Source organism: Mycolicibacterium sp. TUM20985, assembly GCF_030295745.1.
In the GTDB taxonomy this organism is placed as follows: Bacteria; Actinomycetota; Actinomycetes; order Mycobacteriales; family Mycobacteriaceae; genus Mycobacterium.
Genome location: NZ_AP027291.1, coordinates 1,369,750 through 1,383,173 on the forward strand (window position 1 = coordinate 1,369,750; position 13,424 = coordinate 1,383,173).

11 protein-coding genes and 1 pseudogene are annotated in these 13,424 nt (G+C 66.6%); 6 read left to right on the plus strand and 6 right to left on the minus strand.

All coding sequences use genetic code 11. The annotated features are described in order from the left end of the window. The first annotated feature begins 54 nt into the window (after positions 1-54). Positions 55-1,677, plus strand: coding sequence for an ABC-F family ATP-binding cassette domain-containing protein (locus QUE68_RS06785; RefSeq protein ID WP_284225198.1), 1,623 nt, complete (start codon positions 55-57; stop codon positions 1,675-1,677). Here the strand turns inward: QUE68_RS06785 and QUE68_RS06790 are convergent. The 3 genes from QUE68_RS06790 to QUE68_RS06800 all read right to left on the minus strand — a co-directional run bounded on the left by QUE68_RS06790 (position 1,674) and on the right by QUE68_RS06800 (position 5,715). After that, complete coding sequence (locus QUE68_RS06790) at positions 1,674-2,492, minus strand: type VII secretion target (protein WP_286275320.1); 819 nt, start codon at positions 2,490-2,492, stop codon at positions 1,674-1,676. The genes QUE68_RS06785 and QUE68_RS06790 overlap by 4 nt on opposite strands. Before the next feature lie 66 nt (positions 2,493-2,558). After that, on the minus strand, positions 2,559-3,221 hold the full coding sequence (locus tag QUE68_RS06795; protein WP_286275321.1) for a hypothetical protein: 663 nt from the start codon (positions 3,219-3,221) through the stop codon (positions 2,559-2,561). A 223-nt stretch (positions 3,222-3,444) separates the two neighbouring features. Continuing rightward, positions 3,445-5,715 (minus strand): TPR repeat region-containing protein, encoded by a 2,271-nt coding sequence (locus tag QUE68_RS06800; protein WP_286275757.1) that lies wholly within the window; start codon positions 5,713-5,715, stop codon positions 3,445-3,447. 193 nt (positions 5,716-5,908) lie between these two features. Here QUE68_RS06800 and QUE68_RS06805 point away from each other — a divergent pair, with 193 nt between their 5' ends. Next, complete coding sequence (locus QUE68_RS06805) at positions 5,909-6,115, plus strand: hypothetical protein (RefSeq protein ID WP_284225201.1); 207 nt, start codon at positions 5,909-5,911, stop codon at positions 6,113-6,115. Between the two features lie 12 nt (positions 6,116-6,127). Here the strand turns inward: QUE68_RS06805 and QUE68_RS06810 are convergent, their stop codons facing one another. The 3 genes and pseudogenes from QUE68_RS06810 to QUE68_RS06820 form a co-directional block, all read right to left on the minus strand. Then, positions 6,128-6,463, minus strand: a complete 336-nt coding sequence (locus QUE68_RS06810; RefSeq protein ID WP_284225202.1) for a hypothetical protein — start codon at positions 6,461-6,463, stop codon at positions 6,128-6,130. 116 nt (positions 6,464-6,579) lie between these two features. Then, positions 6,580-7,713, minus strand: a complete 1,134-nt coding sequence (locus QUE68_RS06815; protein ID WP_286275322.1) for an EspA/EspE family type VII secretion system effector — start codon at positions 7,711-7,713, stop codon at positions 6,580-6,582. Between the two features lie 80 nt (positions 7,714-7,793). Next, positions 7,794-9,026 (minus strand): annotated as a pseudogene (locus QUE68_RS06820) (tetratricopeptide repeat protein); the annotation flags it as partial. 89 nt (positions 9,027-9,115) lie between these two features. Here QUE68_RS06820 and QUE68_RS06825 point away from each other — a divergent pair. From QUE68_RS06825 to QUE68_RS06840, 4 genes are all read left to right on the plus strand, one after another. Continuing rightward, on the plus strand, positions 9,116-9,691 hold the full coding sequence (locus QUE68_RS06825; protein WP_286275323.1) for a TIGR00730 family Rossman fold protein: 576 nt from the start codon (positions 9,116-9,118) through the stop codon (positions 9,689-9,691). Positions 9,692-9,722: 31 nt separating this feature from the next. Continuing rightward, a complete protein-coding gene (fadD6, locus tag QUE68_RS06830) occupies positions 9,723-11,513 on the plus strand; it encodes a long-chain-acyl-CoA synthetase FadD6 (protein ID WP_286275324.1) in 1,791 nt (596 codons plus the stop codon). Between the two features lie 80 nt (positions 11,514-11,593). Continuing rightward, positions 11,594-12,469, plus strand: a complete 876-nt coding sequence (gene folP, locus QUE68_RS06835; protein WP_286275325.1) for a dihydropteroate synthase — start codon at positions 11,594-11,596, stop codon at positions 12,467-12,469. Beyond that, entirely contained in the window at positions 12,466-13,416 is a 951-nt protein-coding gene (locus tag QUE68_RS06840; protein ID WP_284233268.1) for a glucosyl-3-phosphoglycerate synthase, read from the plus strand. Before folP ends, QUE68_RS06840 begins: the two co-directional genes overlap by 4 nt. The last annotated feature ends 8 nt before the right edge of the window (positions 13,417-13,424 follow it).

A 13,424-nucleotide genomic window follows, 5' to 3' on the forward strand; every position in this document is an offset into this window, starting at 1 on the left:
TCTCCGCGTAGCCGGAGCACGTCTGCACCGTCCCCTCACCGAGAGTCCCCTCGCATGTCCGATGTCTTCGTCGTCTGTTCGCAGCTGTCGTACCGCTGGGCCGACGACACCCCGCTCTTCGAAAACCTGTCCTTCACCGTGCCTGGCGGCCGCACCGGCCTCGTCGCGCCCAATGGCGCCGGCAAGAGCACGCTGCTCAAGCTGATCGCGGGGGACCTCGTCCCCGCCGGCGGTTCGATCTCGATCGACGGCACCCTGGGCCATCTACCCCAGACGCTGCCCTTCTCGACGGTCGGCGCCGACCGCACCGTCGCCGAAGTCCTCGGCGTCGCACCGATCGTCGCTGCCCTCGACGCGTTGGCGGGCGGCGACGCGTCCGAGGCGGTGTTCGCCGCCATCGGTGACGACTGGGACGTCGAGGAGCGGCTGCACGCGCAACTCGACCGCCTGGGCCTCGCTCATCTCGCGATGGAGCGGCCACTGGCCTCGCTCAGCGGTGGGGAAGTGGTCTCGCTGGGTTTGGCGGCACGACTGCTACGACGGCCCGACGTGCTGTTGCTCGACGAGCCGACCAACAACCTCGACGTCGACGCCAGGCAGCGGCTGTACGCCGCGATCGACGAGTTCGCCGGCACCCTGCTCGTCGTCAGTCACGACCGGGTGCTGCTCGACCGGATGGACCGCATCGCCGAGTTGCACAGCGGCGAAATCACCTTCCACGGAGGCAATTTCACCGACTACGAAAACGCCGTCGATGCGGCTCAGCGCAATGCCGAGGCCGACATTCGCAACGCCGAACAGCACCTGAAACGCGAGAAGCGCCAGATGCAGCAGGCGCGTGAACGCGCCGCCAGACGGTCGAGCACCGCCGCCCGCAACGTCAAGGATGCCGGCCTGCCCAAGATCGTGGCAGGCAAGTTGAAGCGGAACGCCCAGGAGTCGGCCGCCAAGTCTGACGACGTGCACGCCAAGCGCGTCGACCACGCGAGGACCCGACTCGATCAGGCGGAGCGGGCGCTTCGTGACGACGACGCGATGGTGCTCGACCTGCCGGACACCGAGGTGCCCGCGGGCCGCACGGTCCTGGCCGCTCGCGGGCTGAAGCTTCGCATCGGTGACCGAGAGCTGTTCGTGGACGACGGAATCGATCTGGACATCCGGGGACCGGAACGCATTGCGTTGACCGGGGCCAACGGAGCGGGCAAGTCGACGTTGTTGCAGACGATCAGCGGTGACGTGCAGCCCACGGGCGGGGACGTCCAACGAGGCGACGGTCGGATCGCGTACTTGTCGCAGCGGCTGGACCTGCTCGATCCGGACCGCACGGTCGCGGAGTGTCTGGCGGAGTCCGCGCCGGGCCTGTCACATACCCGCCGCATGCATCTGTTGGCGCAGTTCCTGTTTCGTGGCGATCACCTCGAGGTGCCGGTCGGCTCGCTGTCGGGTGGGGAGCGGTTGCGCGCGACGCTGGTGTGCGTGCTGAACGCCGAACCGGCGCCAAGACTCTTGCTCCTCGACGAGCCGACCAACAACCTGGATCTGGTCAGCGTGCGCCAGTTGGAGTCGGCGCTGATTGCGTACCGGGGTGCGTTCGTGGTGGTCAGCCACGACGAGCGTTTCCTGGACGCGATCGGAGTCGAATGTCGGCTCCGCCTCGCCGAGGGCGTGCTGCGCTAGAGCGGGGACTGCTGCGGACGAGTCTGCGCCGGCTGCGGCGGTTCCGGGGTGGGCGTGGGAACGGGAGCGCGGCCAGCATCGGCGGACTGGCCCGGCCGGGCGCTCTCGTTCTGGGCGGGCGGCGTATCACGTTGCGCACGTTGCTCTTCGGCGCGCTTCTCGGCGTCCTCGCGGTCGCGGTCGGCGGCCTTCTCGTCGTCTGACTTGGCATCATCGTTCTTGGCCGCGTCCGATTCGGCACCCTTGGAAGCGGAATCCACGATGCCCTGCACGCCCTGCATGACTTGCTGCGGCAGCTGGGCGAGGCCCTGCGCGAGGCCCTGTACCGATTGCGCCATGCCCTGGGCGAACTGCCCTAGCTGTTGCCCGACCTGACTGGCCAGCTGACCAGCCATCTCCGCGCCTCCGTCGGCGGCGGTACCGGTGGCTCCGGTTCCGCCCCTGCTCGTCGCGCCCGCGGTGCCCCCGGCACCCCCGGCGCCAGGCGTGCCCTCGAGCGCTTCGGCTGCGGCCCTGAGCTTCTCGGCCCCTTGCTGGTCACCTTGCTGGTACATCTGGTGGGCCTTGGCGAGCAACTCGGCGATGGTGTCGCTCGAACCCTTGGTGGCCTGGAACGTGCCGGCGCGGCTTTGCGTCACGCCGTCGAGTGCCGTGTTCACCGCGAACGCGATGTTGCCGAACGATTCCGCGACGCCAGATGTTTGAGGGGCACCCGCGCCAGTGAGTTCGGACAACCCGTTGGCGACCTGCGAGTAAATGTCGGCCAGCGGCGTCAGGCCGGCACCGTCGAGGGAGAACTCGCCTGCCATGGTCATCCTCTCTGCGTGGTGCTGTTCAGGCCATTCTATGGCCGGTGACACGGGTCAATTGGCGGCACTTCGTCACTTCGCCTCGGCCGGCCAGCCGGGGATGGGGTCACCGTGCGGCGGTGGTTGGTCATGGAATCCGGTGTACATCGCCTTGCGTGCCGCGGCGTCATCGGGCATGTTGTCCGCGCACTGTTGTTGCAGCTCCGGCGGACCCACGTCACGCGCCTTTCCCATGTCGCCCCACAACGTGTAACTCGCCGCCGTCACGAACCACGGACCAAACACGTCGTCAGTGGGTGCGGGCGCGGGTCCGCTCTGCGGCGCAGACACTGCCGGAGGGTGATTCGGTGGGAGCCGTGGATCTGTGTCCGTGAACTCGACCCGCCAAACGATGATTCCGTAGCGATCCTTGTTGGGCGGCTCACTGGAGTCGGATGGCATGATGATCGACCTGAACTTGGAAGCGTCCTGGGTGTCTCGTTTGAATACGGAGTACTCACTTGCGCATACGAATGCACGGTAAGCGTCGCCGACTGGCTCGAGACTCGAGATGTAGAACGGCGCGTAGCCGTAGAGATCAGGATGCACCAGGGGATCTGCTGTCGACCCGGCAGGCGTCTCGGGTCGGATGCTGCCGAGTTCGATCGGGTAGCCGAGGGTGTCCTTCGGTCCGTTCTCTGGAGTTGCCCGCAGGAACCCCGGGTAGGCGGCAGACGTGTTTCCCGTGAAATCCACGATGTCGTACGACTCGAGATATGCCCGCAACAAAACGGCCGGTCCTGTGTCAAGGTCGATTCCTGGTGCCGCCGCCCAGTGGAAACGAAGATTGCTCAACGAGGCCGGCCAGTTGACGGGAGTGGAAGTCGCCTGCGGTGACGGGGGCGGGGATGGCGACGGCTGTGATGTGCATCCGGCGACGATGGCTACAGCGGCAGTGAAAGATACTGTCGCACAACAATTACGGAATGATCGCATCATAGGCACCGTCGTAAGCGTCGAAAGCGGTGATGACGGGGCCGCCCATGTTGGACAGGTAGTTAATGAGGGCCGTCACGTACTGATCGTCTAACTTGCCATTTGTATCCGCTGCTACTGGATTGATGTGGCCATCTGAGTAGTAGTCGTTCATGAGTCGCTGAACATCCTCGGGCATCCCCAAATTGCGATGGAGGAATTCGTTGGCCACCACCGTCTTCACGTCGATCGAACTGTGTTTGGCGATCTCGTCATAGGGCACCAATTCAGGGGAGGGTCCGACGATGGCTTCCTTCATTAGGTCTGATTGCATCCCCACGATTGTTCCCACGAGCGGATTGTCGATTAGTCCGGTGCCCGTCGAGGCGACGCGATCGTAGGCATCGGAAAGTTTCTGGTGGGCGTCGATTCGAGCCTGGTTCGCGTCGACCTGGAGGTCATGAAGGGCATTGAACGTCCCAAGCTCGGTGATGCCCTTGAGTCGTCCCGCGTACTCCATACCCGTGGTGATCTCCGGATGCAGCGGATTGTCGGCCACCGAATTCGCGAACTGGCTGACGAAGCTCGACTGGACACCGACCGATCGCTCGGTCAGTATTCGTCCCGCTTCGTCATTCGACTCCAATACTGAGAACACGCCAACTGCCCTCGGTGCCTTCATGTTGTCACCATCTAGCCCCCCGAAACCTGATGAGCTGTCCAAGTTCTGCCCAGCCATGTCATCGACGTACGGCGTCATGGCGAGTGCCAAACTCTTGGCCAATTCGGGGTTGAGCTGGCCCAGCGACACGTTCTTCTCAGATCCCGTGTCGATATTGAGCAAATCTGGGTGATGATCCCCGATGTAGGCGGCGAGAGCATGAGCCGTCTCTCCCGCCCGACTGCTGACATCAGGATTCGCCGAGTAGGCGTCGTTGTCGATCCAATCGGTGAGCGTGCTCGCCGCACGGCCGTCATCCTGCCAGGGATGAGTGAGCACGTTCTTGGTGAAATCACTGTCACGCGCGAACATCTCGTGGTCGACGACTGTGTCGCGACCAGCTGTCTCGAAGACCCGACCGACGACGTCGTCGCCCCAAGTCTGGTTGCCCTCGGCGGCAAGCCACTCCTTGCCACGGGCCATCATCTCGTGGTCCAGCACTGACCCCTGCTGGAACTTGGAGTCACCGTCGCCCACGATGTCGGCCAGCGCCGTCAAATTCCGGGCGGCATCACCACGGGTGCCCGCTTCGAGATCAGTGCCCGCACCCGACCCCGGGTAACCGACCGACGGGTCGGACGGGCCCAGGAAGTCGCCGTTTACGCTCAGCGCCTCTCTTACGCCGCTTGGCAGATCCGATCCGCCACCAGGGAGCCAACCGTCCCGTCCGGGAACAAGCAATCCGGCGCCGCTCTGGTGGGGGTACTTCACGTCAGGGTCGCTCATCACCTGCATGGCGTCACCCAGGATGCCCTTGTCGTCACCGAGCTTGACCTGGAGTCCGGTGAGATCGGACATCGACATGTCCTTCATCTGGTTCTGCATCTGTCCGATCAATTCGGACTGCAAGCCGTCGAGCGGCTTGGGTGGGATCGTTTGACCGGGATGAGCCGGATCCGAACTGCCCTCCAACTGATCGGAATTGATGGTTCCCATGATGGAGTGAACCTTGGCCGCCGCGTCTTGATCACCGTCCAGCGCTTTGCGAACGAGCTCCTGCATGTCCTCCGGGTAGGGCTTCCACTTCCCGTCCTCACCCACTGCGCCGAGAACATCACCCGGGCCTTCCTTCGGCGCGAACTTCTGATTGCCCAGTGCGGCGTATTCGCCACCGAGACTTCGGATTTGGCTGCCGATCGTCGATAGGTCGCCGTTGGACGTGGTGACGATCTGGCTGAGCTGGCCAAGGCCCTTCTGCACGATGGGCATCAGCAGCTGTTCGCGGTTCTTGCCCGCTGGTACCGACCCCGCGGCGTCGAGCACCCACTTGCGAACCGCATCGAGATCCTGGCGGCCGGCGGTGACCACGTGAGCCGACGCGGTGACCTGCGCGCCCAGCCGCTGATCCAGTGCAGCCAACTGTGCGAACACCTTGCCGTGGTCCTGGTTGGCGGTGTCGTAGGCCGCGGCCGCGGTGCCCGTCCATCGTGACCCTGGTGCGGCCGACTCCACCGTGGTCTGCAGCTGCTGCAAGGTGCCACTCTGGTCGAATCGCTCGCCCGTCGGGGGCACACCCTGCCCGAACGTCTCCCGTGCCGAGGACCACGTCGACATGAACGCATCCAGCACGCCCACGAAAGCCCCCTCGATCGCCGTTGGTGACCCAATCGTAAGGCCGCCCAGCTACCCCCGATTGCGGGAATCGCGAGCACGACTCAGCCGCGCACCGCCGCCGCTTGCCGCGCAGCGTCCGCAGCCACGCCCGTCATGCCGACGGCCATCCTGCCCCCCGGTTAGCGTAAGGGTCATGTGGCTCTCGACCTTGAAGATCGTGCTCATCGTGTTCCTTGTGGTGGGCCTTTGGATCCTGGCGGTCGCGTTCGTTCGAAAGTCGCGAGCGAAGGGCTTTCCCACGCCAGAGTCGTCAAGTCAGTTCTGGCAGATGAATGGTGCGATGCCGCCGACGCCGAAACCGTCGTGGTCCGACGCCGACGAGGATCCCGACAGACCCTAGACTTGACCTCGATCACGCGGGGCAGACGGCAACCAATTCTGCGAGTTCAGTCTTGAACTGTGAGTTCAGGTCGGCGTACTTCTGCACCCATGCCGGCGGCCCGGGGACCGGCGCTTGGTTTGCGTCGTCTCGTGATTCGACGACCACCCCAACGGTCTGATCGGCCAGTTCCGCGACCTTCTCGGCATGCCGCGCCAAGCCCGGATCGGCGATCTCGTCGGCGAAACCCTTCAGCTGGGTCGCCCAGGCGCGATAGTCCGAGACCGGTGTCTCCGACGGGTTGTCAGGGTCCGACTGGGCAATGATTGCCTGGTCGTGAGCCGCGTTCGAATCGAGTAACTGCCTCACGGCGGCACAGTCCGAGTCCGACCGGCCCGGCACTACCCAGATGAAGACAGCAGCCGCAATCGCCGCGAGCACAGTCACGGTGACCGCCCCTGTAATCCACCACCTGCGTGTCGTCATCATCGTGGGCGAGTCATGATTGGAGTCTGGGGAGTGCCGTTGTTCACCGGAACGCCACCGACGAAGTCGACCGATCCGCCGCACCCATCGGGCAGATAATACGTCGTTGTCACGTTACTCGCCGAGAGCGTGGCGATCTGCTGTAGCGCTATCGGTTTCCAGGTGTGGTCTACGTTCTGGATGGGCGGCAGGCCGACGAGGTCACCACCTGCACTCGTTGACGTATTACGTTGGTACTCATAGACGTTACCCACCCATCGCTGCACCTGAGGCTCACCGTTGACGTTCACCACGCGGGTGGTGTCGGTTGCCTCGGTTCCTGCGATGCGGAAGCGGTAACCCTCCCTGTACTGCACGATGGGCGCGTCCTCATCGGCGATCCAGGTCTGCCCCGGCACGTACATGCCCGTTGTCGGGCCAACTTTGAGCGGAGTGTCCTCGGCAAACGGTCGGTACTCGGGCTTCAGCGGCGCATACGGCCCGCGGGGCGACGCTGAAACCGCTTCCCACTGGCCGAAGTTCGGATTGCCGACGAACGGATCAGCGGGGTCCGCCGTTCGGCCTGGGGTTAGGGGATTTCGCGGCACCTCCGTCTCCTCGTCCGTGTCGAATACATCCGGGCCCTGCTTCGGCGCGAACTTCTGATTGCCCAGTACGGCGTATTCGCCACCGAGACTTCGGATTTGGCTGCCGATCGTCGATAGGTCGCCGTTGGACGTGGTGACGATCTGGCTGAGCTGGCCAAGGCCCTTCTGCACGATGGGCATCAGCAGCTGTTCGCGGTTCTTGCCCGCTGGTACCGACCCCGCGGCGTCGAGCACCCACTTGCGAACCGCATCGAGATCCTGGCGGCCGGCGGTGACCACGTGAGCCGACGCGGTGACCTGCGCGCCCAGCCGCTGATCCAGTGCAGCCAACTGTGCGAACACCTTGCCGTGGTCCTGGTTGGCGGTGTCGTAGGCCGCGGCCGCGGTGCCCGTCCATCGTGACCCTGGTGCGGCCGACTCCACCGTGGTCTGCAGCTGCTGCAAGGTGCCACTCTGGTCGAATCGCTCGCCCGTCGGGGGCACACCCTGCCCGAACGTCTCCCGTGCCGAGGACCACGTCGACATGAACGCATCCAGCACGCCCACGAAAGCCCCCTCGATCGCCGTTGGTGACCCAATCGTAAGGCCGCCCAGCTACCCCCGATTGCGGGAATCGCGAGCACGACTCAGCCGCGCACCGCCGCCGCTTGCCGCGCGGCGTCCGCAGCCACGCCCGTCATGCCGATCTCGTCGAACGCCCCGGCAGCCTCGATCAACGCCAACGCATCACCGGCGGTGAACGCCCGCGCATAGGACAGAGCGAGGGGCCGGACGACGCAGTCCACGTCCAGGCGGTCGATGGCCTCGGCGGCGCGCATGTCGCCGAGGCGCACCGCGTCGATGAGGGCGCGCAGGGCGACCGCCGACTGGCCGCCACGCTCCGCGGCGCGGGCCGACTCGCGGGCGGCGTTGACCGCCCCTGGCCCATCGCGACGCGCAGCCGCAGTCCACGCCCGCGCCAGCGAGAGCTCGGGTGCGAAGAGCATCGACTTGAGACCATGGCGCGCTTCGGCTTTCGCGAGCATCCGGCCCGCGTCCGCGATGCGTCCCGACTGGCCGAGCGCCTGCGCCAACAACATCCACGCCAAGGGGCCCCACGAGTAACCCGTCGGTGCCAGTGCCGCCGCCGCCGTCTCCAGCAGACCGATCGACCCGGCGGCGTCACCGCGCGCGAGCAGCACGTCGGCCACCAGGAGTTGGCCGATCGCGTGGCTCGGCTGCGGGGGCGGAGAGCCGTCGAGCAGGTCTTGCGCCAGCCGTTGCGCACGGTCGAGTTCCCCCGACATCACCAGCGCGGTGGTCTGCCCGAAGGCGCTGGTGAAGCGCAGCAGCCCGGGGCTTCCCGCGGCGATGGCACGCGCGGCCAGGTCGTCGACGTCGTCGAAGGTGCCCATCCTGGCGTGACACAGCGCCGCTGCCGCCGCAGCCCAGCCGACGGCCTGCTGGTCGGCATGCGGTGAGTCGAGCACCTCGTGGGAGATCTGCATCGCGCGCGCCGGGCTGCCCGCGTTCATCGTGAACGTGCCGAGCAGCGCGTCGAGCGTCGCCCCCATCCCCTCGGACGTCACCTTGCCCCGGACCGTCTGCAGGAACGCCGTGGCCCGCTCCGGTTGATCCAGCATCCAGAACTGGTTGGCGGCCCGCGGTAGTGCCCACGCCATCAAGTCGGATTCGCTGAGCGTGGATTCGTCGACCTCGGCCATCACCGCGTCGGCGTCCCGGCCGCGGCCCTGCCACGCCAACGCCTGCGCGAGGGTCAGTCGCGCCGCGAGCGATTCTCGGTCCAGCAGCGCCGCACGGCCCAGGTCCTCGGCGGTGGCCAGGTCACCCCGTCCCAATGCCTCTTCGGCGGCAGCGATTCGGTCGGGCATCGCCGCAGTGTATGGCGGTTGTACCCGCATCCACTGGCGAACTCGTTCGTTCGCGCGGACCCGGGTACCTTGCACCCGTGCCCGCCGAATCAGATGCCACCGAAGTCCGCGGCCCATGGGCGGTCTGCGTGTACTGCGCGTCCGGCCCGACTCATCGCGAGTTGCTCGAGATGGCCGCCGACGTGGGTGCCGCCATCGCCAATCGCGGTTGGACGCTGGTATCCGGCGGGGGAATCGTCTCGGCGATGGGTGCGGTGGCGGGGGCCGCGCGGGCGCACGCCGGCCACACCGTCGGTGTGATCCCCAAGGCTCTCGTTCATCGCGAGCTCGCCGACGTCGAGGCCGACGAGCTCATCGTCACCGACACCATGCGGCAGCGGAAGCAGGTCATGGAGGATCGCGCCGACGCGTTCCTCGTCCTCCCCGGTGGCATTGGCACGCTGGAGGAATTCTTCGAGGCCTGGACCGCGGGCTACCTCGGCATGCACGACAAGCCGCTGGTCATGCTCGATCCCCATGGTCACTACGACGGGCTAATGACCTGGTTGCGTGGGCTCGCGGACACCGGGTACGTGGGCGCGGCAGCACTCGACCGGCTGCTCATCTGCACCGACGTCGAGGCGGCGCTGCAGGCATGCGCACCACTCGCGTGATGCTCGCCACGCTCACCGCTAGGGTTGCCTCGTGAGCGACGCAGATTCAGGTACCCGCGGCCACGTCGGGCTTTTGGACATCGCCCCTCGGTTGCCAGGATTGCTGAAGGACGCGCCGGTGATCGCCCGCGGCGTGGTGACCGGCTTCCTGGCCCGCCCGACGGCCAAGACGTCCATCGGCAAGGTGTTCCAGGAACGCGCCGCGCGGTACGGCGACAAGCCCTTCATCAGGTTCGAAGACCAGCAACTGACCTATCGCGAGGCGAACGAAACGGTCAACCGCTATGCGGCCGTGCTCGCCGCGCGTGGCGTCGGCCACGGTGACGTCGTCGGCGTCATGTTGCGCAACTCGCCGCACTCGGTGTTGCTGATGCTGGCGGTGGTGAAGTGCGGGGCCGTCGCCGGAATGCTCAACTTCCACCAGCGCGGCAAGGTGCTCGCACACAGCATCGGCCTGCTCGGCGCCAAGGCCGTCGTCGCCGAGACCGACCTCATCGAGCCGATCGGGGAGAGTGGTGCCGACACCGACGGCCTGATGACGCTCGACGAACTGATTCAGCTGGCCACCACCGCACCCACCTCCAACCCGGCCACGACCGGTGCGGTGCTCGCCAAGGACAAGGCGTTCTACATCTTCACCTCGGGAACCACGGGGATGCCGAAGGCCAGCGTCATGACCCACTACCGCTGGCTTCGCGCCCTCGCCGGATTTGGCGGTCTCGGCATGCGGTTGACCACCGACGACACGCTGTACTGCGCCCTGCCGCTCTACCACAACAATGCACTGACGGTCGCGCTGTCCTCGGTGCTCAACTCGGGTTCGACTCTGGCGCTTGGTAAGTCGTTCTCGGCGTCGAAGTTCTGGGACGACGTCATCGGCTACGACGCGACGGCGTTCGTCTACATCGGCGAGATCTGCTCCTACCTCCTCAACCAGCCGCCCAAGCCGACCGACCGCAAGCACCGGGTGCGCGTCATTGCGGGCAACGGGTTGCGGCCGGCGATCTGGGACGACTTCACCAAGCGGTTCGGCATCTCGCGGGTCTGCGAGTTCTACGCCGCCAGCGAGGGCAACACCGCCTTCCTCAACGTGTTCAACGTCGACAAGACGACGGGTATCTGCCCGTCGCCGATCGCCTTCGTCGAGTACGACGAGGAGAGCGGCGGGCCGGCGCGCGGCGAGGACGGCCGCGTCCGCAAGGTCAAGACCGGGGAGCCGGGTCTGCTTCTGTCCAAGGTGAGCAACTTCCAGCCGTTCGACGGTTACACCGACCGGGAAGCCACCGAGAAGAAGCTCGTCCGCGACGCGTTCAAGGATGGCGACGTCTGGTTCAACACGGGCGACCTGATGCGCTCCCAGGGATTCGGACATGCGGCGTTCACCGATCGCCTCGGTGACACCTTCCGGTGGAAGGGCGAGAACGTCGCGACCACTGAGGTCGAGGCGGCGGTGGCGACGGACTCGCAGGTCGAGGAGTGCACGGTGTTCGGCGTCGAGGTCGAGGGCGCAGGCGGCAGGGCGGGCATGGTCGCCATCCAGCTCAAGGAGGGCCAGGATTTCGACGGCAAGGCGCTGGCGAAGTCCGTTTACCAGCACCTGCCCGCGTACGCGGTGCCGTTGTTCGTCCGGACCACCGAGACATTGGCGCACACGTTGACCTTCAAGAGCCAGAAGGTCGACCTGCGCAAGGAGGGCTACGGCGGCGACGACCAGAACGTCGACGACCCGGTGTACGTGCTCGCCGGCCGCGAGGAGGGCTACGTGCCCTTCTACGACGACTACCTCGCCGAGGTCGTCGACGGCAAACGCCCCAAGTCCTGAGCCCCCGGCGATTTGTGCACGCCCTGCCGCGCTCACCGCGGCCGCGGGTGCACAAATCGCGAGAGCCGTAGCCTGGGAACATGCAGGCGACGTTCGTGGGCCGTCCCGTGGCGGCCGATCGCGCCATGATCATGGCGATCGTCAACCGGACGCCGGACTCGTTCTACGACCGCGGTGCCACCTTCACCGACGAGGCGGCCATGGCGGCCGCGCACAGAGTCATCGCCGAGGGCGCCGACGTGGTCGACGTCGGCGGCGTGAAGGCCGGGCCCGGCGTGGTGGTGGACACCGAGGAGGAGGTCGCCCGCGTCGTGCCGTTCATCGAGTGGCTTCGCGACGCCTATCCCGACCAGCTGATCAGCGTCGACACGTGGCGGGCGGCGGTCGCCAAGCAGGCCTGCGCGGCCGGCGCCGACATCATCAACGACACCTGGGGAGGGTCCGATCCAGGGCTTCCCGAAGTCGCCGCAGAGTTCGGCGCTGGGCTGGTGTGTTCGCATACGGGTGGCGCGATACCGCGGACGCGACCGTTCCGGGTCAACTACGGGTTGACCGAGCGGGGTGTCGTCGACGACGTCATCGCGGAGGTGACGTCCGCGGCCGAGCGCGCCGTCGCCGCGGGGGTCGCGCGGGACGCCGTGCTGATCGATCCGACCCATGATTTCGGTAAGAACACTCACCATGGTCTTAGTTTGTTGCGCCACGTAAACGACCTTGTAAACACTGGATGGCCGGTCCTGATGGCCCTCAGCAACAAGGATTTCGTCGGGGAGACTCTAGGGGTGGGCTTGACCGAACGCCTCGAGGGAACTCTGGCCGCGACCGCGCTCGCCGCGCAGGCGGGGGCGGCGATGTTCCGGGTTCACGAGGTGGGGCCCACGCGACGCGTGCTCGAAATGGTCGCGTCGATCCAGGGCGTGCGTCCACCGGCGCGGACCGTAAGGGGACTGGCATGAGCATGACACCCGAACTCGACGCCGCTGAGGCCATCGCGGGACACCGCTGGTTGACCGACCACACGTGGCGTAGGCCCACGTGGACGGTCGCCGAATTGGAGGCGGCCAAGGCCGGGCGGACCGTGTCCGTCGTCCTGCCCGCGCTGAACGAGGAGGAGACCGTCGCCTCGGTGGTCGACACCATCACCCCGCTGCTGGGCGGGCTCGTCGACGAGATCATCGTGCTGGACTCCGGGTCGACCGACGACACCGAGATTCGCGCGGTCGCCGCAGGCGCCAGGGTGGTCAGCCGGGAGGCCGCGCTACCGGAGGTCGAGCCGCAGCCCGGCAAGGGTGAGGTGCTGTGGCGTTCGCTCGCCGCGACCACCGGGGACCTCGTGGTGTTCGTGGACTCCGATCTGATCGATCCCGACCCGATGTTCGTCCCCAAGTTGCTCGGACCCCTGCTGACGGCCGACGGGGTACACCTGGTCAAGGGCTTCTACCGCCGCCCACTGAAGGTCAGCGGTAGCGAAGACGCCAATGGCGGCGGCCGGGTCACCGAACTGGTCGCGCGGCCGCTGCTGGCCGCGCTGCGCCCGGAGCTGACGTGTCTGCTGCAACCGCTGGGCGGCGAGTACGCCGGCACCCGCGAGCTGCTGACGACGCTGCCATTCGCGCCGGCGTACGGCGTCGAGATCGGGCTGCTGATCGACACGTACGACCGTCTGGGCCTGGACGCCATCGCCCAGGTGAACCTCGGCGTCCGGACACACCGCAACCGGCCGCTGACGGAACTGGCCGCGATGAGCCGTCAGGTGATCGCCACGCTGCTGTCCCGCTGCGGGGTGCCCGACTCGGGCATGGGCCTGACGCAGTTCTTCGCCGACGGCGAGGACTACGCCGCCCGCACCTCGACGGTGTCGCTGGCCGACCGGCCGCCGATGGTCACCCTGCGCCCTCGCTGACCGTGGGG